This window comes from Pantoea sp. FN0302 (assembly GCF_050113775.1).
Taxonomy (GTDB): domain Bacteria; phylum Pseudomonadota; class Gammaproteobacteria; order Enterobacterales; family Enterobacteriaceae; genus Mixta; species Mixta alhagi.
Window position 1 is genome coordinate 1,677,926 of the sequence record NZ_JBNJSM010000001.1, and the last position, 24,961, is coordinate 1,702,886.

Here is a 24,961-nt window from a genome sequence, read left to right on the forward strand (position 1 = left end):
CTTGCCCTCTCTAGGGCTTACGCAGCAGCGGCACGCCCAGTCGTTTAAAATCTTCGACGAATACCGACGGCTGCTGACGATTATAAAGCAGCCAGACCTGCTGTTTCGCTCGCGTTATTGCCACATAAGCCAGGCGTCGCTCTTCCGCATCAGGAAAATCTTCAGGCTGAGGCAGCAGCCCCTCTTCGATTACCGACTCACGCGTCGGTGCCGGGAAACCGTCACTTCCCGCCTGCAATCCCAACAGGATCACATAATCCGCCTGCTGCCCTTTGCTGGCGTGAATCGTCATAAAATCCAGCCTGAGCTTAGGCCAGCGGGTTTTGGCTTTTGCCAGCAATGCGGGTTGCAGATGATGATAACGAGCCAGCAGCAATACCCGCTCTTCTGGCAGGGCGTAGCCGCTCATTTTATTCAGCAAATCTTCCAGCCGGTCATCAGGCAGCAGCGAAATAGCTTTCCTGGTACCTTTTGTCAGGCTGTTAAGCGGTTTGGCAAGCTGATGAGGATTTTCCTGCACGAAGCGGTTGGCGATGTCACCAATACGATCGTTAAAACGCCAGGTGGTATCCAGCATGCAGCTATCCCCCTGGCCAAAGTAATGATGAAATGAGGTGGTCAGCGTCATTTCCGCTCCGTTAAAGCGGTAGATCGCCTGCCAGTCGTCGCCTACGGCAAACAAGCTGGTTTGCCGATTCTGTTTGCGCAAAGCGGCCAGTAATAACGCCCGCTGCGGCGAAATATCCTGAAACTCATCCACCAGGATATGTTTCCAGGGACTGATAAACCGCCCTTTCTCTACCAGGTTGATCGCCTGATGAATCAGCCCGGAGAAATCGACCGCGCCCTCTTCTTTCAGCGCGCTTTTCCACGCTTTCAACAGTGGCGCCATCAGCTTAACGCGTTTAGCGAAGAGATCGCGTATCGCGTCTGGCGCATCAGCAATCATTGCCGCCTGGGCACCGCCATGCATACGCATCAGGCCAAGCCAGCTTTCCAGACGGCTTGCCAACCGCTGCGCCAGCGCATGGTCTTGCCAGAAATCGCCTTCCGGCACTGCCCACTCCAGCTCTTCCGTCAGCCACTGCCGCCAGCCATTAGCGTGGGATTTCTTTTCCGCGCACTGTTGTTGCCAGATTTCAACCAGAAGCTGGCGTCTTGCCTCGCTATCGGTTTCAAGGCGGGAGATTAGCGGCATTTTACTGCTGCTCTCGCGGATGATATGCAGCGCCAGCGAGTGAAAGGTGCGCGCCTCCGGCTCTTCAATATGCAGTCGGCTCCTGATGCGCTCGTTCATCTCTTCCGCAGCCTGACGCCCGAACGCCAGCAGCAAAATCTGCTGCGGCTGAGCCTGTTGCTGACGCAGCAGCCAGCCCGCCCGCGCTACCAGAACCGCTGTTTTACCGCTGCCGGCACCCGCCAGCACCAGCAGCGTCTCTTCACCATTCACCACCGCACGCGCCTGCGCAAGATTGAGCGGGGCTGACTCTACTGTAGCGAAAAAATCGGCATGCTCTTCCAGCATCCGTTGAGTCCAGACGTCGTTACGCCTCGCCCGTTCTGCTTCGCCACGGCATAGCCACTCCCGGCACTGCCGGTAAAGCGTCCGACAGTTATCGAAATTCTCCAGCCGTGAGGAAGGCAGCGGTAAAGCGGAAAAGGTTTCTTCGATTTGCTGCTGCAGTTCAGCCAGCTCACGCTGCTTTAACCAGCGAGCCTGCGTTTCCTGCTGCGGTAAGGCTGCCACCAGCGTCTCCAGCACTCCGGCGCTGATTGCGCTCATCTCTTCGCTCCAGCCCTGCCATGCCTGCATAAGATAGTGATAAAAGCGCTGCGTTTCCTGCCACTCCGTACCATGAAGACGCACTACTTTTTCATCCGGTAGGGTAAACTCCAGCTCTCCCCAGATCAGGCCGCGTTTGCATTTAATTTCCAGCAGCTGGTTAAACGGGATCAGATACTCATGTTTTTCACCGCTGACTTCTACCCCGGCGCTTAATAGCCGTACCCGATTGTACGGGTGCTGCGCCAGATGTTTGCCGAGCGACGTTGCTTTTAGTTCCATGCGTTATAACCAAAGGTGGATGGATACGGTTTGCTGTTTAGTCTACCGAGCCGTAGTTTACCGCTCCAGGGTTAAAACAGGTTACAATCAAGCGCAGTTATGCTGGATAAATTCTGTTTTTGAAGGAAGCCTGTTATGCGTACCGTTTTGAATATCCTTAATTTTGTATTAGGTGGCTTCTTTACCACACTGTGCTGGTTGTTCGCTACCCTTGTAAGTATCGTTTTGATCTTTACCCTGCCGCTGACACGCTCCTGCTGGGAGATAACGAAACTTTCCCTGCTACCTTATGGTAATGAGGCGGTTCATGTAGATGAATTACGTCCTGAACAAAGCAACACGCTGCTGAATACCGGCGGCACGTTGCTGAATATTTTTTGGTTTATCTTCTTTGGCTGGTGGCTGTGCCTTTCCCACATTGTGCTCGGCATTACACAATGCATCAGCATCATTGGCATTCCGGTAGGTATTGCCAACTTTAAGCTGGCGGCGATTGCGCTATGGCCGGTTGGTCGCCGCGTTGTCTCCACTGAAGAAGCGCGTGCAGCACGTGAAGCTAATGCGCGTCGTCGCTATCAGTAAGGTCGCCATGTCATGATTGCGTTAACTGCGGGTTTGCGTCGTTATACGGCGAACAGTACCGGGCTTTATCTGACCCGCATTTTTCTGGCGCTGGCGGGCGCGGCCGCCTTTCCCTGGTGGATCCAGCAGGTTGTCTGGACATTACCGCTTACGCTGGGCGTGGTCGCCGCCGCGCTGGCCGATCTTGATGACCGCTTTACTGGCCGATTGCGCAATCTGTTTATCACGCTGCTCTGTTTTTGCATCGCTTCGGTTTCGGTAGAGTTACTTTTCCCCTGGCCCTGGCTATTTATTCTCGGCCTGGCGATTTCTACCTGGGGTTTTATTTTGCTGGGCGCGCTTGGCCAGCGCTATGCCACTATCGCCTTTGGCGCGCTGCTGATTGCTATTTACACCATGCTTGGCGCGGGTCTCTTTTCGCAGTGGTATCTCCAGCCGATCCTGCTGCTGCTGGGCGCTGTCTGGTATAACCTGCTAACGCTGACAGGACACCTGCTGTTTCCTATTCGTCCGTTACAGGAGAACATGGCGCGCAGCTACAGCATGCTGGCTAATTACCTGGACGCCAAGGCCAGCCTGTTTGATCCCGATACGGAAGAAAACGACGACGGCGGGCTGGTTGAAGTGGCGATGGCTAACAGCAAGCTGGTGGCCGTGCTTAATGAGACGAAAACCTCAATTCAGAGTCGGTTACGCGGCGATCGCGGGCAACGCGGTACACGGCGAACATTGCATTACTATTTTGTCGCGCAGGATATTCATGAACGCGCCAGCTCTTCTCATGTGCAATACCATGCCCTGCGTCAGGAGTGGCGCTACAGCGAAATCCTGTTTCGTTTTCAGCGTTTGTTGACCATGCAGGCGCGCGCCTGTCGTCAGCTTTCCGATGCGATTCTGCTGCAGCGCAGCTATCAGCATGATATGCGTTTTGAGCGCGCTTTTAATCATCTGCAGGCGGCGCTGGATCGGCTGCCTGATACAACGCAAGATAAAGCGCGACAAAAAGCGCTGCGATATTTACTGCGCAATTTAAAAGCAATTGATGCCCAGCTGGCGACGATAGAATCAGAACAAGCGCTGGAGCAGGCGCATCGGGACGGCAGCGATACGCACCTCTCCAGCGAGGGATTAACCGGCTGGAGCGATATTCGTCTGCGCATTAGTCGTCATTTAACGCCAGAATCACCGCTTTTTCGTCATGCCGTGCGGATGTCGCTGGTGCTGTGCGTTGGCTACGCCTTTATTCAGTTGACCGGTCTGGAGCGTGGCTACTGGATCCTGTTGACCAGCCTGTTTGTTTGCCAGCCCGGCTATAACGCAACGCGCCGCCGCCTGGCGCTGCGCATTATTGGCACCTTAACCGGCATCGCTATTGGTTTGCCGGTTTTATGGCTGGTGCCTTCTGTGGATGGGCAGCTGCTGCTGATTGTGCTGTCAGGCGTGCTGTTTTTTGCTTTCCGCCAGGTACAGTATGCGCATGCCACTATGTTCATCACGCTGCTGGTACTGCTCTGCTTTAATTTGCTGGGCGAAGGCTTCGATGTGGCGGTTCCCCGTATTGTCGACACGCTGTTGGGCTGTGGCATCGCCTGGCTGGCGGTCAGTTTTATCTGGCCAGACTGGCGTTTCCGACGCCTGCCGGCGGTGGCGGAAAAAACCTTAACGGCTAACTGCCGATATCTGGATGCAATTCTGGAACAGTATCACCAGGGGAAAGATAACCGCCTGGCCTACCGTATTGCGCGTCGCGACGCGCATAACGGTGATGCCGAGCTGGCCTCGGTGGTTTCCAACCTTTCAACCGAAATGCGCCCGGATCCGCAGCTGCGTGAAGCGGCATTTCGTCTGCTCTGCCTGAATCACTCTTTTTTAAGCTACATCTCCGCATTAGGCGCGCATCGTGAAAAAATAACGCAGCCAGAGCTGCTGGCGCTACTGGATGATGCCGTCTGCTATGTTGATGATGTATTACAGATAGATATCGTCAGCGAGCAGCAAGCGCAGCGGATGATGGGTGAGCTTGCTACCCGTATTGGGGGGTTTGACAGCGAGGCGGATTCACAGGCGCAGCTGGTATTACAACAAATCGGTTTGTTGATTGCGCTGTTGCCCGAAATTGCTCGCCTGAAAAAGCAGCTGGCCTCCCGTTCCGCCGGTTAGTTTTGTCGTGCTTTTTCCACATGCACGGCGCAATTAAACCAGTTACGCAGCTCTTCTTTTATCTCTGCGGGCAGGGCCGCCTGATGATGACCAGAAATCGCGCCCTGCAGAGCCATTAAACAGTTCAGCCCCAGGTGCTGGTTACGCATCCTTAAGCGTAGCCAGCACCGCTTTGCTCCCGCCTCGCGCAGTGCATATACGCTGTTGATGCCGATCTCGCGCAACAGCATTTCCATGCGAATGCCCAGATTAGGCAGATCTTTAAGGCGTACATTATTTTGGCGCGCACTTTTTTGCTGCTGCGCCAGCGCCAGCGCCGATTTTGACAGTCTGATCAACAACGGCCGGTTGTTCCATAGCGTTTCATCAATATGGTAATAACGTAATTCTACTGCGATGCCGCGTTTATCGATAACCAACGGCGTTAACGATTGCGTACGGAGATAGCGCGTTAGCGTTTCGCTGGCTCGCAGATAGAGTTCACCATCGGTAATCAAGGCGAACACCACTTTTTCCACGGCCAGGCTATAGCCGCCAAATTGCGAGCGCACGGTAATATTGCCTAATGCCGCCAGCTGCTGTTTTGATTGAATTATCCGTTGGTAAGAATCCATATGCTGCTCCTTTTCCTTAAGAAACCTAAACTAACCTACTGTTTTCCATCAGCTAAAACATAGGCAATTCTAATTAATGGTTCAATTACTAAATGAGCTTGCATTCATTTGCATGTGAAAAGTGCGAGACGTTTTCAAAAAATGAGGTTGATCTTCAGCGCTCAGCACATTACTGTATATCCATACAGTAACCACATGAGCTGATAATCATGCGTACTCATTTACTGAAGTCTTCTGTTGCTCGTTCTGCTTTGCCTGGTCATTCTCGCGTTGCCGTATCGTCAGTCTTAACAACCGGTTGGATCAGCGAGCTAAGCTATAGCGAAGCTCAGCCAGGGCTAACGCAGCTGTTACTCCTGCCGCTATTACAGCAGTTGGGTACGCAGTCGCGCTGGCAGCTTTGGCTAACGCCGCCGCAAAAGATCAGCCGGCAGTGGCTTAAGGCTTCGGGACTGCCGCTGAATAAGATGATGCAGCTTCCTTATCATCAAGCGTTCAGTACGGTTGAGGCGATGATAAAAGCGCTGCAAACAGGGAATTACAGTGTGGTTTTGGGCTGGTTTACTAATGATATAAGCGAAAACGATCGTCGTCGGCTTGAAGAAGCAGCCTCCGCAGGGCAGGCTCTTGGACTCATAATGCGACCCCAAACTGGCGCTACTTGTCCCAGCGGACAAAAAAATCGGCTGAAAATTCACTCAACTTTGTATCATTAAGTAAATATAAGATAAATCTCAGCTAAAAATTCTCACTTTCTTTTGATAACCCGCTGATTCTACTCTCACGCGGCTAAGCCTCGCTTTTGCCGCGCTAAATAACCTTTTTTAGCTCGTTAAAACGGGTGACTATTGTTAAAATTTATGTCTGAAACGCCCTTTTTTTGCCGAGCGCCTTCACATCTTACTTGTAAGTTTCTCGCCACGTTGTAGACTTTATCTCGCCAGGGTGCTCAATAACCTCCGTTTTCCGGTAGAGTAATAATCGAGCAAAAGGACCCGGCGAAGGATTACAACCAAGAGCTTAATTTAAGCTCCTTGCCTATTTGGATGATAACGAGGCGCAAAAAATGAAAAAGACAGCTATCGCAATTGCAGTGGCACTGGCTGGCTTCGCTACCGTAGCGCAGGCCGCACCGAAAGATGACACCTGGTATACCGGTGCCAAACTGGGCTGGTCTCAGTATCACGATACTGGTTACTACGGTAACAACTACGTGAACAACGATGGCCCGACTCACGAAAGCCAGCTGGGCGCTGGTGCATTCGTTGGTTATCAGGCTAACCCGTACCTGGGCTTCGAACTGGGTTATGACTGGCTTGGCCGCATGCCTAACAAAGGCAACGTAGTTAACGGCGCATTTAAAGCACAGGGCATCCAGCTGGCAGCGAAACTGAGCTACCCGATCATGGATGACCTGGACGTTTATACCCGTCTGGGTGGTATGGTATGGCGCGCTGATTCTACTCAGCACGTTGTGGGTACCAACATCAGCCGTAACGACCACGACACCGGCGTTTCTCCGCTGGCAGCCGTTGGTGTTGAATACGCACTGAACAAAAACTGGGCTACCCGTCTGGACTACCAGTGGGTTAACAACATCGGTGACGCAGGTACCGTTGGTACTCGTCCTGACAACGCCATGCTGAGCTTAGGTCTGTCTTACCGTTTCGGTCAGGACGATGCAGCAGCTCCGGTTGTAGCGCCGACTCCTGCTCCGGCTCCGGTTGTTGAAACCAAACACTTCACGCTGAAATCAGACGTGCTGTTCACCTTCAACAAAGCAACCCTGAAAGGCGAAGGCCAGCAGGCGCTGGATCAGCTGTACTCTCAGCTGAGCTCAATGGATCCGAAAGACGGTTCCGTTGTTGTTCTGGGCTACACTGACCGTATCGGTTCTGAGCAGTACAACCAGAAGCTGTCTGAAAAACGCGCTCAGTCTGTGGTTGACTACCTGGTATCTAAAGGTATCCCGTCTGACAAGATCTCTGCACGTGGCATGGGTGAATCTAATCCGGTTACCGGCAACACCTGTGACAGCGTGAAAGGCCGTAACGCCCTGATCGACTGCCTGGGTCCGGATCGTCGCGTAGAAATCGAAGTTAAAGGTTTGAAAGACGTTGTTACCCAGCCGCAGGCTTAAGTAATACGTTAAGAAAAACCCCGCTCCGGCGGGGTTTTTTATTGGCTGCTTAATGGAAAAAACGCTTATTTTTCCTTTTCCCGCATTAGCTCACATCGTCTTTGCCTAAAATAGCCTGCAGATCCTGACGTAGCGTCGACATCTGGCTGGCATATTTTTCTTTTCGCTCAGCATCCTCAATCAACTGTACGATAGTATCCGATAAGGTGCTGTTGCGACGCTGCGCCAGCCCCGCCAGCCGTTGCCACACCAGATATTCTAAATCGATCGATTTCTTACGCGTGTGCTGATGCTCGGCATTAAAGTGACGTTTACGGCGCGCACGAATCGTCTGCTTCATACGGTTTTCCAGCGCCGGATTAATATGTTGCTCAATCCATTTCAACACCTCTACCGGATGGTTTTCCATGGCCAGCAAAGCCCTGACGGCTTCCTGTGCGGCGCTGATTTCAATGTAACGGGTGATCGGCTCCCCTTCCCGGTATTTTTTTACCAGGTATTTCCATTTCCATCCGCTTTCAAGATTTTCCAGCTGCTGATATTTCATCGGAATCTCATCATGAGCAGGTAACAAACTAAGAATAACAGCTTTTTTACGACTTGCGGCAGAGAAAGGCGCAGCGGCGACTCCGCTACTCTGCTGAGAATCAGTCTAATCTCTGCCGTGCGTAACAGCCTGAAAAGCTGTATAATCGCGCTTTTCATTTATTCAGACAAATACGATTACTTTGACCAGCAACCGACTTGCATGGCAGGCGCTACAGCCTGATGCCGAAAGCTTCCAGCCTCTTTTTTCCCGCGTCTTTAGCGATAATATCGGCGATATTCTCCCCGACGTTCAGCCTCGTCTGTTTGATGCAGCCAGCCTGCTGCATAACAGCAGCGCGCCTTTTTCACTGATGCTGATACGCTGTGCGGAAAACAGTGAGAATCTGTCATTGCTGGCGCAGACATTACAGCATAACAGTAGCCAGACGGAAGCGCTTTACGGCGGTAACTATCTGATTAATGACGAACAGATAACCTGGCAGCCTGCCAAATCAGCAGATGATCCCTTCGCCAGTCGCGGCGGCGTACATTTCGCCGACTGGATCGAGTCTGAGCAGCTGTTTGGCTGCGTACGTATTTTTTCCCAACGCATCAGCCTGCAGCCGGGTCTGATCCATCGGGCTAACGGTGGCATCTTAATGCTTTCGTTGCGCGCTCTGCTGGCCCAACCGCTGCTGTGGCTGCGGCTGAAGCAGACCATTGCCCAGCAGCGTTTCGACTGGCTATCGCCTGATGAATCGCGCCCGCTGCCGGTGACCATCCCCTCAATGCCGTTGCAGTTAAAACTGGTGCTGTGCGGCGATCGTGACGCCCTGGCTGACTTTCAGGAGATGGAGCCTGAGCTGGCGGCGCTGGCAATCTACAGCGAATATGAAGAGAGCCTGCAGCTCGACGAAGAAGAAGATATGGCGTTATGGTGTCGCTGGGTAACCGCGCTGGCGCGGCAGGCGGGCTTACCGCCAATTGCCGCTGACTTCTGGCCAGCCCTGCTGCAGGAGGCCGTGCGCTATAGCGGCGACCGCGAAACACTTCCGCTCTGCCCGGCCTGGCTTGGTCGCCAGCTGCGCGATGCTGCCTTATATGGTGAGCAGCTGGATGCCGCCGCGCTTCAGGCCGCTCTGGACGCACGCCTGTGGCGCGAAAGTTTCCTGCCCGATCGTATGCGTGATGAGATTCTTCTTGATCAGGTTCTTATTGAAACAGAAGGCGCCGTGGTAGGGCAAATCAACGGCCTGTCGGTCATTGAGTTTCCCGGACATCCGCGCGCGTTCGGCGAGCCTTCGCGTATCAGCTGCGTGGTACACGTGGGCGATGGCGAGTTTACTGACGTTGAGCGCAAGGCTGAGCTGGGCGGCAACATTCATGCTAAAGGCATGATGATTATGCAGGCGTTTTTGATTGCAGAACTGGAGCTGGATCAGCAACTGCCCTTCTCCGCTTCGCTGGTATTTGAGCAGTCCTATTCGGAAGTAGATGGCGACAGCGCCTCTCTTGCCGAACTGTGCGCGCTGGTCAGCGCGCTGGCCGGGGAGCCTATTAATCAGCAAATTGCGGTAACCGGCTCGGTGGATCAGTTCGGTCATGTGCAGCCGGTAGGCGGCCTGAATGAAAAAATCGAAGGCTTTTTCGAGATCTGCCAGCAGCGAGGCTTAACCGGTCAGCAGGGCGTAATTATCCCTGCCGCCAATGTGCGTCATCTCTGCCTGCAACAGCAAATTGTTGATGCGGTACAGGCGGGAGAGTTTCATATCTGGGCCGTCAGTGAGGTGGATGAAGCGCTGCCGTTGCTCACCGGCGTTCCGTGGAAAAAAGATGATGCTCCCTGCCTGTTGCAAACTATCCAGGCGCGCATCACAGAATTTAATCAGCAGGAGGCGCGCCAGCGTCCCTGGCCTCTACGTTGGCTAAACTGGTTTAACCACAGCTGATCGGAGTTGTTCAGCTTACACCTGTTAGCTAATGTTCGTGATTCACTAAAAAAAGGCTTATTGAAACATGGTAGATAAACGCGAATCCTATACAAAAGAAGACCTGATTGCCTCTGGTCGCGGCGAGCTGTTTGGTGCTGAAGGCCCGCCGCTGCCGTCTGGCAATATGCTGATGATGGACCGCGTGGTCAAAATGAGCGAAGAAGGCGGCAACTACGACAAAGGTTATGTTGAAGCCGAGCTGGATATCAATCCTGATCTCTGGTTTTTCGCCTGTCACTTTATTGGCGATCCGGTGATGCCGGGCTGTCTGGGCCTGGATGCGATGTGGCAGCTGGTTGGTTTCTATCTTGGCTGGCTGGGTGCAGAAGGCAAAGGCCGTGCGCTGGGCGTAGGCGAAGTGAAATTCACCGGTCAGGTTCTGCCTACGGCGAAAAAAGTGACCTATCGTATTCACTTCAAGCGCGTTATCAACCGTAAACTGGTGATGGGCGTGGCCGATGGCGAAGTGCTGGTTGACGGTAACGTTATCTATACCGCCAGCGATCTGAAAGTGGGTCTGTTTAAAGATACCAACGCTTTTTGATGCAGTGAATTAAAAACCTCCGCAAATGCGGAGGTTATCCTTTTTATGACAGGCCGTCAGACCATCATGGCACTTACGCTAACCGCCCTGTCCTCCATGGCTTTTCGCCAACCTCCCAACCAGTGAGACCGAGCCTCAATCATTTGATAAGGACACATTTCTTTTGAACGCCCGGTGATGCCAGCCTGATAGCCTCGTGAATGTGCTCGTTCCAGGCGGTCTCGTTTCTGTCTCTTCATGCCTCATTTCCCTCATTCAGGTATGGTGGAACTGGTGGAAAGAAAACAATGGTCACAAAGTGCGCAACCACTTTTCTTTTCTACCCCTATCGCTGAAAAAGATCAATGCGCAAATTTCACGCCATTGTCATACAGGCAGGCTATTTTTAAAGGTTTTTCTGCGGTGAAAATCTGCGGGTGGGATAAGGGAATGATCTGCAATAAAAAATCCCGGCCAGCGAACGCGCTATGCGCTGCCGAACCGGAATTCACTGTTAAGAAAAATTAATTATTTCTTATGGCACTCAACGCTGTCGCCATACGCTGCGCTTGCTGTTGCCATCCCTGCGCCAGGGTTCTGACCATCGCATCATAGCCATCTTCCTGCTGCGGCAGCGTCAGATTAAAGTTCTGACGCGTAATCTGCCCGTTATGCTCCAGCGTCCAGCTGCCGCTAATGATCGCCTGGCCATCATAACGTCCGTGGAAGGCAGTGACATTAACGTTCAACGTATCGTGCTGCTCACCCAGCGGCGTGGTGGAGATCAGCCTGCCCGGCAAAGCATTACTCAGGTTGGTTACCAGCGTTTGCTGTAGTTGCTGATCGAGCGGACTGGCCCACAGATTGCTGGTGGCGACAACATATTTAACGTCGCTGATCTGATAAACCACGCCATTGCCTGCCAGATAATCAGGCACCGAAACGCGCTCGATCCAGATCGGCAACGCATTATTTACCATCAACGCGCTCTGGCTAACCGGCGCAACCGCCTGCGTTGCCGCCGGCAGCTGATACAGGGTGGTTTGCGTGTTACTGCTGCAGGCGCTCAGCGCCAGCACCAGCAATGGCATCCATTTCATCATTGTTTCGCCCTCTTCGGCTGTGGGTCTTCGCCCGGTTTAGCTTCAAATACCAGCGCATTGCTCTTTTGATTGAGCGTTTTCAGCACCGGCTGCAGCTCACGCAGCACCTGATCCAGTCGTTGCATATCGCCAACCAGCTTGTTGTAGGCCGGAGAGCCGGGCTGTAAACCTTTCATACTGCGGTTCAGCTCGCGCAGCGTTTGCTGCATATCCTGCGGCAGCTGCTGCATCGACGGGCTGGCGGTGATTTTATTCACGTTGTCCAGCGTCTTTTGCAGCTCGCGCAGGGTACGCTGGCTCTCTTTCAGCGTGCCGGTGGCCTGATTAATCATAGGATTCAGCGGCAGATTATTAATCTTATCCAGCGCATCCATAAGCTTCTGCTGAATCTGACTCAGACCGCCGCTAACGGTAGGAATGATCTCCAGTCCGGCAACTTTTTCCGGGCCTTTATACTGCGGCGCGTTGTCATAGAAATCGAGATCGATATACAACGAGCCGGAAAGCAGGTTGCCGGTTTTCAACGAAGCACGCAGGCCGCGTTTTTTGCCGTCGCGCAGATGCTGGCGAATATCAAAGTCACCGCCCAGGCGGTTAACAAAGCGATCGGGTTCAATACGCACCAGAACCGGAATACGGTAATCCGTATTCAGCGACTGATTCCAGCCCGGAACGGTATAAGGCACCTGCGCCACTGTTCCCAGACGGATGCCGCGGAACTCTACCGGCGCACCTGGCTGCAGCCCACGAATCGAATCGCTAAAGAACATCAGGAAATCCAGATGCGTGGTATACAGCGAGTCCTGGATGCTGCGCTGATCATCATACAGATGGTATTCCGCTTTGTTTTCTGCCGGTACACCCAGCTCCCAGCCGTCAGGCACGTCAAAACTGACGCCGCCGCTGAACAGCGTGGTTAATGAGCCCATCTCCACACGCATGCCGGAGGCGGACATCTCTACGGCGATGCCGCTGTCTTTCCAGAAACGCACATTTGAGGTAACCAGGCGATCGTAGGGCGCGGCGACAAACAGCTGATACTGCATTGCGCGTTTATCCGCATCAAAGCTGCTGGTTTCCACTGAACCCACGCGATAGCCGCGGAACAGGACCGGATCGCCAGGAGTGAGCTGGCCCGCCTTGGTGCTGTCGAGCACAATACGGATACCTTTCGCATCTGGCGGCGCCAGCGGCGGCGAATCCAGCAGTTTATATTGTTCTGGCTTTTCACCTTTGCTGCCGGGCTGCAGTTCAATATAAGCGCCAGATAATAACGTGCCCAGCCCGGTGATGCCTTCGCGTCCTACCTGCGGCTTCACTACCCAGAAGGCGCTGTCACCATGCAGCAGCTTCTCCATTCCCGCGTTAAGGCGGGCTTTGATTTCTACATGATGCAAATCGTCAGTTAATACCGCGCTCTCCACCACGCCCACATCAACGCTGCGGCTTTTAATGGCCGTTTTACCGCCTACGATGCCTTCGGCATTGGTGGTAATCAGCGTCACTTCTGGTCCCTGATGGCTGAAATGATAAAACAGGATCCAGGCGCCAATCAGCACGGTAACAAGAGGAATGATCCACACCGGTGACCAGCGCTTGATCTGATCGACCTTCGCAACGCCGTGATTATTTTCCGTCAAGGCTCGGCTCCTTCAGATTATTTTCTGGTTCACGATCCCACGTCAGACGCGGATCAAACGTCATGGCGGCAAACATGGTCAGAATGACCACCGCCGCAAACAAGAGTGCGCCTGGCGCAGGATAGATATTCATTAACTGTCCGATACGCACCAGCGCGGAAAGTACCGCAATCACAAAAACGTCGATCATTGACCAACGCCCCACAAACTCCACCACCTCATAAATCAGGTGCATTTTTTCGCTGTCTCGCCTGCCATGCCCCCGCGCATCCCAGCACAGCCAGCCAATCGCCAACATTTTCAACGACGGCACCATAATACTGGCGATAAAAATTACCAGCGCCACCGGATAAGAGCCATCGCTCCAGAGCAGGATCACCCCGCCCATAATATTGGAGTTCATCCTGTCGCCGAGCGCTTCGGTGACCATAATCGGCAGGATATTGGCGGGGATGTAGATCATAATAGAGGTGAACAGCAGCGCCAGCGTCCATTGCAGACTGTGCCGCCGACGCGCGTGGCCTGTTGTGCCGCAGCGTGGACAGAGATAACGATCGACCGGCAGTACCGCTGTACAGCACGGACAGGATCGCAGCCCCTGTTTCAGACCGCTGATGCCCGCCTGCGGCGCAGCTGGCAGCGGCGGTTCAGGCGCTATCTGACGCCACAGCCAGCGCCGATCGACACACTGAAAGGCACGCAGCTGCAGCAGACAGAATAAACACCAGGGTAAAAAGCTGCTGCCGATACCAATATCGCCGTAAGCCATCAGCTTCACAAAGCTAACCAGCACGCCTGCGAGGAAGATTTCCGCCATCCCCCAGCTTCTGAGCTGAAACAGAATGCGGGCGGTAGCAATTTGCAGACGCTGCGGCAACGGTAGCCGATTCACCAGCAGCAGGATCGCAACCATGCAAAAGGCCGGCACCGCCTGAACAAACAGCATAAACAGCGTGGCGAGACTGGCGTAGTGCTCTGAGACCATGACCTGTGGAATTTCCATCAGGGTGATTTCACTGCTCAGGCCCGACACGTGCATATTGACGAAAGGAAACAGGTTTGCCAGCAGCAACATAAACAGCGCAGCCAGCGCATAGCCGGAGGGCCGCTTGCGCGGCTCGCTCCAGTTAGCGGTTAGCGTAGTATGACAGCGTGGACAGCTGGCTTTCTGACCAATGGCAACCGATGGCAACTGCGTCATCAGGTCACACTGTGGACAAAGCATCCAGTGTTGCGGGTGTTCAGCTGAACACATACCCTACTCCCGGTTTCAGCCGCCGTTTTTCAGCGATTCAAGATATTCCCAGCGTTCAAACGCGGTTTCCAGCTGCTGTTCCGCTTCTGCCAGCGCTGTCACCACCGGCTGCGTTTTCTCATGCGGCTGGGTGAAAAAGTTAGCATCCGCCATCTGCAGTTGCAGCTGCTCTATCTGCTTTTCCAGCGCTTCCAGCTGTTGCGGCAGCTGATCCAGTTCACGCTGCAGCTTATAGCTTAATTTAGTGCCGGACGCTTTTACTTCGTTTTTAACCGTCTGGTTTTTTACTGGCTTCTCTGCTGCCGCCACGGTTTTCACCGGCGCAGCGCGACTCTGACGTGAAGCGGCGCGCTGCTGTTGCGCATCATGATAGCCGCCGACAAAGGTGCCGATATCGCCATTGCCTTCAAAGATCCAGCATTCGGTAACGGTATTATCTACAAACTGACGATCGTGGCTGACCAGCAGCACGGTGCCCTGATAGCCATCAATCAGCTCCTCCAGCAGCTCCAGCGTTTCAACATCCAGGTCGTTAGTTGGCTCATCGAGAATCAACAGGTTGCTGGGCTTCAGGAACAGACGCGCCAGCAGCAGGCGGTTACGCTCTCCGCCGGAAAGCGCCCTGACCGGCGTCATCGCCCGCTTCGGATGGAACAGGAACTCCTGCAGGTAGCCCAGAACATGACGCGGCTTACCGTTTACCATCACTTCCTGCTTGCCTTCCGCAAGGTTATCCATCACGGTGCGATCCGGATCCAGGATGGCACGGTGCTGATCGAAATAGGCCACTTCCAGTTTGCTGCCGCCGTGCACGCGACCGCTGTCCGCCTTGAGCTGTCCCAGCATCAGCTTCAGTAACGTGGTTTTACCGCAGCCGTTAGGACCAATCAGCGCAATCTTATCGCCACGCTGCACCTGCGCGCTAAAGTCTCTGACCAGCGTGCGGTCGCCAATGCTGTAATTGACGTTTTCCAGTTCAAAGACGATTTTGCCGGAGCGCGACGCTTCTTCAACCTGCATCTGCGCTTTGCCCATCACCTCACGACGTTCTGAACGCTCGCGACGCAGCGCTTTCAGAGCGCGAACGCGACCTTCGTTACGGGTACGACGCGCTTTGATACCCTGGCGGATCCAGACTTCTTCCTGTGCCAGCTTGCGGTCAAATTCAGCGTTTTGCATCTCTTCAACGCGCAGCGCTTCCTCTTTCCCTTCCAGATATTTGTCATAGTCGCCTGGCCAGGAGACCAGTTTGCCGCGATCGAGATCGACAATACGCGTTGCCATATTGCGGATAAAAGAACGGTCATGCGAAATAAAGACGATGCTGCCCTGGAAGGTTTTCAGGAAATTTTCCAGCCAGTCAATGGTTTCAATATCCAGGTGGTTGGTTGGCTCATCCAGCATCAACACGCGCGGATTACTCACCAGCGCACGTCCCAGCGCAGCTTTACGCAGCCAGCCGCCGGAAAGCGACGACAGCTCAACCTCCGGCTCCAGGCCAATCTGTTGCAGCACATCGTTAATGCGCGATTCCAGCTGCCACAGATTATGGTGATCCAGCAGCGACTGCAGGCGTGCCATCTCATTTAGGTTTTTCTCGCTCGGATCTTCCATCACCACATGCGAAATCGCGTGATAGGCTTTCAGATGCTCAGCCTGCTCGGCCACGCCTTCAGCCACAAAATCATATACCGTGCCGGCGATATTGCGCGGCGGATCCTGTTGCAGACGCGCCACCACCAGATCCTGCTCGTAAATAATCCGACCATCATCCAGCGGTTGCTCGCCGTTAATGATTTTCATCAGCGTGGATTTACCGGCGCCGTTGCGCCCGACCAGACAGACGCGTTCGTTCTCTTCGATATGCAGCTCGGCATAATTCAGCAACGGCGCATCGCTGAACGAAAGGTAGGCATTGTGAATACTAATCAGTGACATACAGCTTATTCCTTACCGGCGTGCGTAATCAGCCAGCAGTTGTGAATATGACGGTTGCGGGCAAAATCCTGCGACTGTGTTTTCGCGGTGATCTCCTGTGCATGCAGGCCGAGCGTGGCCAGCCCCGGATGATCCATTTTAAAACCGCGTTTGTTGTTCGAGAACATTATGGTGCCGCCCGCGCGCAGCAGGCGTTTGAGATCGCGCATCAGCTGCAAATGATCGCGCTGAACGTCAAAACTCTCTTCCATGCGTTTGGAGTTGGAGAAGGTCGGCGGATCGATAAAGATCAGATCAAACTGTTCGTTGCTCTCACGCAGCCAGCTCAGGCAATCCGCCTGCATCAGCCGGTGCTGACGGCCGCTCAGACCATTCAGACGCATATTACGTTCCGCCCACTCCAGATAGGTACGGGACATATCCACGGTCGTGGTGGAACGTGCGCCGCCAAGTCCGGCATGGACGCTGGCGCTGCCGGTATAGGCAAACAGGTTGAGGAAATCTTTGCCTTTGCTCATTTGCCCCAGCATACGACGGGCAAGACGGTGATCGATAAACAGGCCGGTATCAAGATAGTCGGTGAGGTTCACCAGGAAGCGGGCGTTAAACTCGCGCACTTCAAAATATTCGCCTTTTTCACCCAGCTTCTGATACTGGCTTTTGCCTTTCTGCTTTTCACGGGTTTTCAGCACCAAACGGTTCGCCGGCAGCTCCAGCACCGTCAGCGTGGCGCTAATCACATCAAACAGACGCTGGCGCGCCTTCATGGCATCAATGGTTTTCGGCGGCGCATACTCCTGGATCACCACCCAGTCAGCATAGCGATCCACGGCCACGTTATATTCCGGCAAATCGGCGTCATACAGGCGATAGCACTCAATGCCCTCCTGACGCGCCCATTTATCCAGTTTCTTCATGTTTTTGCGCAGGCGGTTGGCGTAATCTTCCGCCATCTGAGCCGGAACGCCATCACCGCTGATGACCGCCAGCTGATAATTTTTCTGTACGCAGTCCAGCGGACCGTTTTTCGCTTTGAACTGGCGATCGGCGCGTAGCTGTAAACAGCTCAGCAGGTCGGGCGAGGCGCTAAACAGCGAGAGATTCCAGCCGCCAAACTGGCTTTTCATTACGCGTCCCAGTAGGCTGTGCAGAGCGATCAGCGCCGGCTCGCTTTCCAGACGTTCACCATACGGCGGGTTGCTGATAACGGTACCGGCTGGCCCCTGCGGCAGCGGATTGCTGAGCTGCGCAACATCCTGTACGGCAAAAGTGAACAGATCGGCCACGCCAGCACGACGGGCGTTGCCGCGCGCGCGCTCCAGCACACGCTCATCGTTATCGTAACCAAAGAAGCGTGACGTAGTTTGCGCAACTCCCTGGCGGGCGCGGGTTTGCGCTTCGTCAATCAGCTCGCGCCACAGCTCAGGCTGATGCGCTTTCCAGCCGTGAAAACCCCAGTGGCGGCGATTCAGGCCCGGCGCGCGATCGCTGGCGATCAGCGCCGCCTCGATCAGCAGCGTGCCGGAGCCGCACATTGGATCGAGCAGCGGCGCGCCTGGCTGCCAGCCGGAACGCAGCACCGTGGCCGCCGCCAGGTTTTCTTTCATCGGCGCGAGGCCGGTTTGCTGGCGGTAGCCGCGCTGATGCATGCCTTCGCCGCTGAGATCGAGCGCGATGCTGGCGGTATCTTTATTCAGCCAGACATTAATCCGCACATCCGGCTGCTCGCGATCGACATCCGGGCGCGGAAGATTTTTACGGGTGAAGCTATCGACAATCGCATCCTTTACTTTCAATGCGCCAAACTGGCTGTTACGAATCGCTTCGTTGGTGCCGCTGAAATGCACGGCAAAAGTTCCGTCAATCAGGTTAGTCCAGTCAATCGCCTGCGCGCCGAGGTAGAGATCGAGATCGCTGTATACCGCGCATTCGCTCAGCGGCAGCAGAATACGCGATGCCAGCCGGCTCCACAGCAGACTGCGGTACATCAAACGATCGTCTCCCTGAAAATGTACGCCGCCCTGGACAACCTGCAGGTTCTGCGCCCCCAGCGTTTCCAGTTCACTCTTTAATAGCTCTTCGAGCCCACGCGCCGTACTGGCAAACAGAGAATTCATATCGTCACTTACAGTATTGGGAAAATTGCTGCGCATTATAGCTAATCACCGCCGCATGTCATAAAGTTAGCTTCCTTTAGCCGCAGATTCCTGTTGTCGTGGCCGGGCGCCGCAACAGCACAGCATGGAGAGCCTTATGATCGTCCTGTCACGCCTGTTTATTCATCCGGTTAAATCGATGCGGGGGCTACAGCTTTCGCATGCACTGGTTCAGGAGAGCGGGCTGGCTTTTGATCGCCTGTTTATGTTGACGACGCAGGATGGCACTTTTATCACTGCCCGCCAGTATCCTCAGCTGGTGCAGTTTACTCCGGCGCTCATTGCTGACGGGCTGTGGCTTCAGGCGCCCGATAACAGCAGCGCCGCCCTGCGCTTTGCCGACTTCCAGCCGCAGGAGGCTGAAACCGAAGTCTGGGGCAATCATTTTACCGCCCGTATCGCCCCGCAGCCGATCAATGCGTGGCTGAGCGGTTTTTTCCCCATCCCGGTACAACTGCGCTGGACCGGTCCGGAAATGACGCGTCGGGTTAAGCGTCAGCCACAGGTGCCGCTGGGCTTTGCCGACGGTTATCCTTTCTTGCTGATGAACGAGGCCTCGCTCTACGATCTGCAGCAGCGTTGCCCGGCCAGCGTTCGGCTGGAGCAGTTTCGCCCGAATCTGGTGGTTACCGGCGCGCGCGCCTGGGAAGAGGATAGCTGGCAGCGCTTACGTATCGGCGAAGTGGAATTTGAGGTCGTCAAGCCCTGTAGCCGCTGTATCTTTACCACCATCAGCCCTGAACGCGGGCTAAAACATCCTGACGGCGAACCGCTTAAAACGCTGCAAGCCTTCCGCAGCGCACAGGATGGCAGCGGCGATGTCGACTTTGGCCTGAATTTGCTGGCCTGCAATAGCGGCGTAATACGCGTCGGCGATACGCTGGAAACGATCGCAACGCAGCCGGCGCGCCGCTATGGCGCAGGTCGGGTTGTGGAAACGCTGGCGATAAAACAGGAAGCGGAGCAACAGGTCACCATTAACTATCGCGGCAACCGGTTTAGCGGAAACAATCAGCAGCTGCTACTGGAACAGCTGGAAATGCAGGGTCACCGCATTCCCTACTCCTGTCGCGCCGGTCTGTGCGGCAGTTGTAAAATGCAGCTGATTTCTGGCAAAGTGAAAGCGTTAAAGCAGGATGCGGTGCGTAACGACGGCACCGTTTTAAGCTGCAGCTGTATTCCGGACGGCGATATCGAGCTGGCTTAAGGCACCGGGTCAGTTAGCCGGCCCATGCGTAACGCTGCGCCTGTTCCGCCTGCCACGGTTGCAGGCGGTCATGCATAATTTTAATCGCATCGCCCAGCACCATGGTTTTACCCGCGATCTGCAGTTCGGGCTGAGCCAGCACGCAAAGCGCGGCGTTCTCTCCCGCCTCGATAACTAACATCCTCGCCTCTTCGCCGTTCTCCTCCAGCGTGACCGTTACCAGGTCGCTAACGCCGGGCTGCCAGGTTTGACGCTGGCAAACGCGAAAATGCCAGCTTTTCGGCATCAGCGGTTTCATAAAGCGCCAGGCGACCAATGCATTCAGCAGCAGCTCATCACACTGCTCTTCGCTGAGCGAAGTTTCGCGGCAGATCTCCTGCCAGGATAATAACTGCGCCGCATCGTCAACATTAAAAACCGCCTCGCTAAAGGCATCCGGCGTCAACATTTTGCGGGAAAAACGGGAGCGAAACAGCATACCATCCGCCAGGTCGAGCATCATACGATCCTGCTCTGCATCGAAAAACCAACGCCATTTGTCGTCAGGTTTTATCTTCATGGTTTGCCTTACTACAGTTGAGGGTTGCAAAAACAGGCTACTTTATTGCGCGATATCAATTGAACTGACAGCGCTCAAAACATAAAAAAGAATTAACCTGCCGCGAATAATATTTCCTGAAACGAACAAGGAATAGACAAAATATAAACCAGCCGGGAACAGATTAAAAGCCCCCGGCCAGATTCTTCAAAAAAGGTCAGAGATGAGTCACAATCTCTTTTACCAAATCCGGGCCTTTATAAATAAAGCCGGAATAAATTTGTACCAGCGTTGCGCCGGCAGCTATTTTTTCACGCGCTGCCATCAGTGAGTCGATACCGCCTACGCCAATAATCGGCAATTTGTCCTGCAGCTCCTGCGCCAGACGGCGAATCACTTCGGTGCTACGCTGCTGCACCGGACGCCCACTAAGACCACCCGCCTCTTCGCTATATTTCAATCCATTCACCAGCGAACGATCCAGCGTGGTATTTGTGGCGATGACGCCGTCAATTTGATGACGAACCAGGCTATCGGCAATCTGCACCAATTCCTCTTCCGAAAGATCGGGCGCAATTTTTACCGCAACCGGCACATATTTCAGATGGCGCTTTTCCAGAATCTTCTGCTGTGATTTTATTGCCATCAGTAAGTCGTCCAGCGCCTCACCATATTGCAGGGTTCTTAAACCCGGCGTATTCGGCGAGGAGATATTAACGGCAATATAACCGGCGTGAGGGTAGACTTTTTCCATACAGGCCAAATAATCATCTTTGCCCTGCTCTACCGGTGTATCTTTATTTTTGCCGATATTAATGCCCACTATGCCATTAAAGTTGGCGCGCTTAACGTTTTCAACCAGCTGATCCACGCCCAGATTATTAAATCCCATGCGGTTAATAATCCCTTCCGCTTCAATCAGGCGGAACAGACGCGGCTTGTCGTTACCCGGCTGCGGACGAGGCGTGACCGTTCCCACCTCAACAAAACCGAAGCCCATCGCGCCGAACGCATTAATACACTCGCCGTTTTTATCCAGCCCGGCTGCCAGGCCAAGCGCATTTTTGAAAGTCAGCCCCATACATTTAACGGGACGTGCAGGCAAGCGCTGGCGAATCAGCCCTTCCAGCGGCGTACCGCCGATGCGGCGTAGCTGCTGTAGCGTCAGTTCATGGGCGTGCTCAGCGTCGAGACGGAACAAAGCTTTACGTGCGAGGGGGTAAAACATGGACTCTCCTGAATTCCCGGTGGCAAACGGGGCGGTATTATCCGGTATAACCACCATAAAAAGCCAGAATTGTTAAACCAGCGCTCCTTTAGCACGCCTTTTCCCCTCGCTGTTCTGCCTTAGCGCAAAAACAGCTTTTTATTGCCGGATAAATCATTTAAAAGCCGCCGCACGCGCTGTCAGGATGCAACTATTCGTTCTCAATACTTTTTAATCGATAACTAATGATTATAAGGAGTGGCTATACATTGCAGGCGCTGACTGAAAACTCTGATGTCAGCAGAGCTTCACCGTTCTGCTGGTAACTCATCAACGGTGACGGCAGGCATTAAAAAGGGCAGCTATGGCTGCCCTGAAAAGTTTTCCTGACTCAAGTGCCGGGCGACCGGCAGCGGAACGTTTTTGTAAGGATGCCTTAAACCGCGCTTTGTACATCTTTATGCTCTGCCAGTGCTCAACTCACGCTGAGTTCGTCGCCCTTTAAGGTGATTAAGCGCTTAACGCCTTACTGATTTTCTCATAGAGATCGCCAGAGAGATTGTCCAGATCGCGCAGTTGCTCCAGCGCTTCGCGCATCATACGCTGACGATCGTCATCGTAACGTTTCAGACGAATCAGCGGCTCAATCATTCGCGCCGCCACCTGAGGGTTACGACTATTGAGATCGGTCAGCATCTCTACCAGGAAGCGATAGCCGCTTCCGTCCCTGGCATGGAAAGCCGCCGGGTTAGCCGAGGCGAAAGCGCCAATCAGAGAACGCACGCGGTTTGGATTGCCCATGCTGAAGGAGCGATGATTCAGCAACGCACGCACGCGCGTCAGCACATCCAGCGACGGACTGGTGGCCTGCAGCGTAAACCACTTATCCATTACCAGGCCATCCTTATGCCAGCGCTCATCCCATGCGCTCAGCATCTCATTACGACAGTCAAGCTGCGCCATAACCGCCGCTGAAAGCGCCGCCAGCGCATCGGTCATATTATTAGCCTGCTGATACTGCGCCTGGACCAGACGGTTTGCCAGTGTCGCGTCGCCCAGCGCCAGATAGCTCAGGCAGACATTTTTCAGCGCACGTTTGCCAATATCCGCATGTTCGACACGATACTCCGGCGTTTGATACGCGTTATAGACAGCCAGCCACTCATCAGCCAGTTCAACGGCCAGCGTACGCATCAGCGCATCCCGCACCGCAGCGTTAGCTTCCGGATCGATAGTATCGAACAGGGCAGCAATTTCATTTTCGCTCGGTAAGGTGAGGATCAACGCCATCAGCGCCGGATCGCTATGTTCATCCAGCAGCACCGCGCGGAAAGCATCAGCCACGTGCAGCGGCAATGATAACGCCTGCCCTTGCTGGAAACGCGCCACGTTGAGCTTGATATAGGTCGCCAGCAGGCTTTGCGCGGCGTCCCAGCGCGAAAAATCGTTACGCGCATGGCGCATCAGAAAGGTTAACTGAGCATCGCTCCAGTTGTAATCCAGCTTAACCGGCGCGGAGAACTCACGCAGCAGCGAAGGCACCGGCTGGTGCCAGACCTTATCGAAAATAAAGGTCTGGAACTCTTCCGTCACGTTCAGAACATGATGAACGGGCTCACCGTTGTGCTGAAGCGGAATCGGCTCGCCCCGATCATCATACAGCTCAATATCGAGCGGAATATGCAGCGGCAGCTTCTCTTGCTGATCGGCTGTTGGCGGCGTCGTTTGCGTAACGTGCAGCGTATATTGCTCCAGCTCCGGATTATAGTCGTCACGCACGCTCAGCACCGGCGTACCGGACTGGCTGTACCAGCGGCGGAACTGCGTCAGATCGATGTGGGAAGCATCCTCCATCGCCTGTACAAAGTCGTCACAGGTGGCAGCGCTGCCGTCGTGGCGCTCAAAATAGAGCTGCATCCCTTTCTGGAAATTCTCTTCGCCCAGCAGCGTATGCAGCATGCGGATCACTTCCGAACCCTTTTCATACACCGTAAGCGTATAGAAATTGTTCATTTCAATAACCCGCTCGGGACGAATCGGATGCGCCATCGGACTGGCGTCCTCAGCAAACTGCGCGCCACGCATAATGCGCACGTTATCAATGCGGTTAACCGCACGCGAGCCGAGATCGGAGCTGAACTCCTGGTCACGGAATACCGTCAACCCCTCTTTCAGGCTGAGCTGGAACCAGTCACGGCAGGTGACGCGGTTACCGGTCCAGTTATGGAAATATTCGTGGCCGATCACCGCTTCAATGCCAAGGTAATCTTTGTCGGTTGCGGTTTCCGCTTTTGCCAGCACATATTTGGAGTTAAAGATATTCAGACCTTTATTCTCCATTGCGCCCATATTAAAGAAATCCACCGCGACGATCATAAAGACGTCAAGGTCATACTCCAGGCCAAAGCGCTCTTCGTCCCATTTCATGCTGTTTTTCAGCGAGGTCATCGCCCAGTCTGCACGGTCGAGGTTACCGCGATCCACGTAGATCTCCAGTGCGACATCGCGGCCAGAGCGGGTAGTAAAGCTATCGCGCAGCACGTCGAAATCGCCGGCAACCAGCGCAAACAGATAACAGGGTTTAGGGAAAGGATCCTGCCACTTAATCCAGTGGCGTCCATCATCCATCTGTCCGGCATCAACGCGGTTGCCGTTTGACAGCAGGAACGGATAACGCGCCCGATCGGCAATCAGCGTCGTGGTGAAACGCGCCAGCACATCGGGACGATCCAGATACCAGGTAATATGACGGAAACCTTCCGCCTCGCACTGCGTACAAAGCGCCTCGCCGGATTGATACAATCCCTCCAGCGCGCTGTTTTTATCCGGGTGAATATCGTTGACGATGTGCAGCGTGAAATTATCCGGCAGGCCAGTGAGCACCAACGCGCCCTCTTCCAGGCGGTAAGCCTCCCACGGCTGATCATCAACCCTCAGCGAGACCAGCGTTAACTCGCCACCGTCCAGACGCAGCTCGGCCTGATTCGCGCCAAGGCGTTTAACCCTGCTGACAGCGGTGACACGGGTCACGCTGGCGTCCAGATTAAAGGTCAGGTCAATATCTGTGATGGTGTAATCTGGAGCCCGGTAGTCATGGCGGTACTTTACTTGCGGCTTTTGCGTCATAAACTCTTCTCGTATCAACAATGGTTTAACCCGCTAAGTCTATTCCGGTTGCGCCTGGCTTGCCATGTTGAAACCCAGCTTTTCGCAGTTAATGCTACATCCTGTTTACAATGGCACGTTTCCTCTCGACCTCCCACCGGGTTTTATGCTGTGATCGGCTTCTATTAATCTGCTGGCAGGTTATACTT

Annotated in this window: 20 protein-coding genes; 8 read left to right on the top strand and 12 right to left on the bottom strand. The window is 54.2% G+C overall.

Going from position 1 to position 24,961, the window contains the following annotated elements; genetic code table 11:
* Positions 1 to 10: 10 nt before the first annotated feature.
* Positions 11 to 2,065 (bottom strand): DNA helicase IV, encoded by a 2,055-nt coding sequence (helD, locus tag ACQE32_RS07900; protein ID WP_427021602.1) that lies wholly within the window; start codon positions 2,063 to 2,065, stop codon positions 11 to 13.
* 135 nt (positions 2,066 to 2,200) lie between these two features.
* Between helD and ACQE32_RS07905 the strand changes: the two genes are divergently transcribed.
* Together ACQE32_RS07905 and yccS are read left to right on the top strand one after the other, a co-directional pair.
* Positions 2,201 to 2,647, top strand: coding sequence for a YccF domain-containing protein (locus ACQE32_RS07905; protein WP_426974264.1), 447 nt, complete (start codon positions 2,201 to 2,203; stop codon positions 2,645 to 2,647).
* Between the two features lie 12 nt (positions 2,648 to 2,659).
* The gene (gene yccS / locus ACQE32_RS07910) at positions 2,660 to 4,807 is read left to right on the top strand and encodes a YccS family putative transporter (protein WP_426974263.1); all 2,148 of its coding nucleotides are present in this window, start codon (positions 2,660 to 2,662) and stop codon (positions 4,805 to 4,807) included.
* Here yccS and ACQE32_RS07915 read toward each other — a convergent pair.
* The gene (locus ACQE32_RS07915; RefSeq protein ID WP_427021603.1) at positions 4,804 to 5,421 is read right to left on the bottom strand and encodes a TfoX/Sxy family DNA transformation protein; all 618 of its coding nucleotides are present in this window, start codon (positions 5,419 to 5,421) and stop codon (positions 4,804 to 4,806) included. The two genes, yccS and ACQE32_RS07915, sit on opposite strands and share 4 nt — an antisense overlap.
* Positions 5,422 to 5,630: 209 nt before the next feature.
* On the opposite strand from ACQE32_RS07915, the gene sulA reads away from it, so the two are divergent.
* Complete coding sequence (gene sulA / locus ACQE32_RS07920) at positions 5,631 to 6,137, top strand: SOS-induced cell division inhibitor SulA (protein WP_427021604.1); 507 nt, start codon at positions 5,631 to 5,633, stop codon at positions 6,135 to 6,137.
* A gap of 350 nt (positions 6,138 to 6,487) precedes the next feature.
* On the top strand, positions 6,488 to 7,561 hold the full coding sequence (gene ompA, locus ACQE32_RS07925) for a porin OmpA (RefSeq protein WP_426981104.1): 1,074 nt from the start codon (positions 6,488 to 6,490) through the stop codon (positions 7,559 to 7,561).
* Positions 7,562 to 7,646: 85 nt separating this feature from the next.
* On the opposite strand, the gene matP is transcribed toward ompA, so the two are convergent.
* A complete protein-coding gene (matP, locus tag ACQE32_RS07930; protein WP_085072194.1) occupies positions 7,647 to 8,108 on the bottom strand; it encodes a macrodomain Ter protein MatP in 462 nt (153 codons plus the stop codon).
* Positions 8,109 to 8,289: 181 nt separating this feature from the next.
* Between matP and ACQE32_RS07935 the strand changes: the two genes are divergently transcribed.
* Both ACQE32_RS07935 and fabA read left to right on the top strand, forming a co-directional pair.
* On the top strand, positions 8,290 to 10,038 hold the full coding sequence (locus ACQE32_RS07935; RefSeq protein WP_426974259.1) for an AAA family ATPase: 1,749 nt from the start codon (positions 8,290 to 8,292) through the stop codon (positions 10,036 to 10,038).
* Between the two features lie 67 nt (positions 10,039 to 10,105).
* Positions 10,106 to 10,624, top strand: a complete 519-nt coding sequence (gene fabA, locus ACQE32_RS07940; protein WP_427021605.1) for a bifunctional 3-hydroxydecanoyl-ACP dehydratase/trans-2-decenoyl-ACP isomerase — start codon at positions 10,106 to 10,108, stop codon at positions 10,622 to 10,624.
* A gap of 56 nt (positions 10,625 to 10,680) precedes the next feature.
* Here fabA and rmf read toward each other — a convergent pair whose 3' ends face one another.
* Positions 10,681 to 10,863: a ribosome modulation factor gene (rmf, locus tag ACQE32_RS07945; RefSeq protein WP_427021606.1), complete on the bottom strand. Its 183-nt coding sequence runs from the start codon at positions 10,861 to 10,863 to the stop codon at positions 10,681 to 10,683.
* A 34-nt stretch (positions 10,864 to 10,897) separates the two neighbouring features.
* On the opposite strand from rmf, the gene ACQE32_RS07950 reads away from it, so the two are divergent.
* Entirely contained in the window at positions 10,898 to 11,131 is a 234-nt protein-coding gene (locus tag ACQE32_RS07950; protein WP_427021607.1) for a hypothetical protein, read from the top strand.
* Here the strand turns inward: ACQE32_RS07950 and pqiC are convergent.
* Genes pqiC through rlmKL form a run of 5 tightly spaced genes read right to left on the bottom strand, consistent with a single transcriptional unit; the run spans position 11,128 to position 18,656 of the window.
* On the bottom strand, positions 11,128 to 11,706 hold the full coding sequence (gene pqiC, locus ACQE32_RS07955) for a membrane integrity-associated transporter subunit PqiC (RefSeq protein WP_427021608.1): 579 nt from the start codon (positions 11,704 to 11,706) through the stop codon (positions 11,128 to 11,130). The two genes, ACQE32_RS07950 and pqiC, sit on opposite strands and share 4 nt — an antisense overlap.
* Positions 11,703 to 13,346 carry an intermembrane transport protein PqiB gene (pqiB, locus tag ACQE32_RS07960; protein WP_426974256.1) on the bottom strand — a complete coding sequence of 548 codons (1,644 nt, stop codon included), beginning with the start codon at positions 13,344 to 13,346 and terminating at the stop codon, positions 11,703 to 11,705. Before pqiB ends, pqiC begins: the two co-directional genes overlap by 4 nt.
* Positions 13,333 to 14,601 carry a membrane integrity-associated transporter subunit PqiA gene (pqiA, locus tag ACQE32_RS07965; protein WP_427021609.1) on the bottom strand — a complete coding sequence of 423 codons (1,269 nt, stop codon included), beginning with the start codon at positions 14,599 to 14,601 and terminating at the stop codon, positions 13,333 to 13,335. The genes pqiB and pqiA overlap by 14 nt, the downstream gene beginning before the upstream one ends.
* A gap of 15 nt (positions 14,602 to 14,616) precedes the next feature.
* A complete protein-coding gene (locus tag ACQE32_RS07970) occupies positions 14,617 to 16,539 on the bottom strand; it encodes an ABC transporter ATP-binding protein (RefSeq protein WP_426974254.1) in 1,923 nt (640 codons plus the stop codon).
* A 5-nt stretch (positions 16,540 to 16,544) separates the two neighbouring features.
* The gene (gene rlmKL / locus ACQE32_RS07975; protein ID WP_426974253.1) at positions 16,545 to 18,656 is read right to left on the bottom strand and encodes a bifunctional 23S rRNA (guanine(2069)-N(7))-methyltransferase RlmK/23S rRNA (guanine(2445)-N(2))-methyltransferase RlmL; all 2,112 of its coding nucleotides are present in this window, start codon (positions 18,654 to 18,656) and stop codon (positions 16,545 to 16,547) included.
* 136 nt (positions 18,657 to 18,792) lie between these two features.
* Here rlmKL and ACQE32_RS07980 point away from each other — a divergent pair, with 136 nt between their 5' ends.
* A complete protein-coding gene (locus tag ACQE32_RS07980) occupies positions 18,793 to 19,902 on the top strand; it encodes a YcbX family protein (RefSeq protein ID WP_427021610.1) in 1,110 nt (369 codons plus the stop codon).
* 13 nt (positions 19,903 to 19,915) lie between these two features.
* Here ACQE32_RS07980 and ACQE32_RS07985 read toward each other — a convergent pair whose 3' ends face one another.
* The 3 genes from ACQE32_RS07985 to pepN all read right to left on the bottom strand — a co-directional run bounded on the left by ACQE32_RS07985 (position 19,916) and on the right by pepN (position 24,773).
* Positions 19,916 to 20,461, bottom strand: a complete 546-nt coding sequence (locus ACQE32_RS07985; protein ID WP_250652285.1) for a cell division protein ZapC — start codon at positions 20,459 to 20,461, stop codon at positions 19,916 to 19,918.
* 196 nt (positions 20,462 to 20,657) lie between these two features.
* Positions 20,658 to 21,668, bottom strand: coding sequence for a quinone-dependent dihydroorotate dehydrogenase (gene pyrD, locus ACQE32_RS07990; RefSeq protein ID WP_427021611.1), 1,011 nt, complete (start codon positions 21,666 to 21,668; stop codon positions 20,658 to 20,660).
* A gap of 489 nt (positions 21,669 to 22,157) precedes the next feature.
* A complete protein-coding gene (gene pepN, locus ACQE32_RS07995) occupies positions 22,158 to 24,773 on the bottom strand; it encodes an aminopeptidase N (protein WP_427021612.1) in 2,616 nt (871 codons plus the stop codon).
* Positions 24,774 to 24,961: the final 188 nt, after the last annotated feature.

Coding starts and splice junctions, on each gene's coding strand:
- pqiA (WP_427021609.1), bottom strand. CDS start 14,601: ATGTGTTCAGCTGAACACCCGCAACACTGGATGCTTTGTCCACAGTGT.
- ACQE32_RS07985 (WP_250652285.1), bottom strand. CDS start 20,461: ATGAAGATAAAACCTGACGACAAATGGCGTTGGTTTTTCGATGCAGAG.
- ACQE32_RS07980 (WP_427021610.1), top strand. CDS start 18,793: ATGATCGTCCTGTCACGCCTGTTTATTCATCCGGTTAAATCGATGCGG.
- pyrD (WP_427021611.1), bottom strand. CDS start 21,668: ATGTTTTACCCCCTCGCACGTAAAGCTTTGTTCCGTCTCGACGCTGAG.
- pqiC (WP_427021608.1), bottom strand. CDS start 11,706: ATGATGAAATGGATGCCATTGCTGGTGCTGGCGCTGAGCGCCTGCAGC.
- matP (WP_085072194.1), bottom strand. CDS start 8,108: ATGAAATATCAGCAGCTGGAAAATCTTGAAAGCGGATGGAAATGGAAA.
- rlmKL (WP_426974253.1), bottom strand. CDS start 18,656: ATGAATTCTCTGTTTGCCAGTACGGCGCGTGGGCTCGAAGAGCTATTA.
- ACQE32_RS07970 (WP_426974254.1), bottom strand. CDS start 16,539: ATGTCACTGATTAGTATTCACAATGCCTACCTTTCGTTCAGCGATGCG.
- helD (WP_427021602.1), bottom strand. CDS start 2,065: ATGGAACTAAAAGCAACGTCGCTCGGCAAACATCTGGCGCAGCACCCG.
- pepN (WP_427021612.1), bottom strand. CDS start 24,773: ATGACGCAAAAGCCGCAAGTAAAGTACCGCCATGACTACCGGGCTCCA.
- fabA (WP_427021605.1), top strand. CDS start 10,106: ATGGTAGATAAACGCGAATCCTATACAAAAGAAGACCTGATTGCCTCT.
- sulA (WP_427021604.1), top strand. CDS start 5,631: ATGCGTACTCATTTACTGAAGTCTTCTGTTGCTCGTTCTGCTTTGCCT.
- ompA (WP_426981104.1), top strand. CDS start 6,488: ATGAAAAAGACAGCTATCGCAATTGCAGTGGCACTGGCTGGCTTCGCT.
- ACQE32_RS07905 (WP_426974264.1), top strand. CDS start 2,201: ATGCGTACCGTTTTGAATATCCTTAATTTTGTATTAGGTGGCTTCTTT.
- rmf (WP_427021606.1), bottom strand. CDS start 10,863: ATGAAGAGACAGAAACGAGACCGCCTGGAACGAGCACATTCACGAGGC.
- yccS (WP_426974263.1), top strand. CDS start 2,660: ATGATTGCGTTAACTGCGGGTTTGCGTCGTTATACGGCGAACAGTACC.
- ACQE32_RS07915 (WP_427021603.1), bottom strand. CDS start 5,421: ATGGATTCTTACCAACGGATAATTCAATCAAAACAGCAGCTGGCGGCA.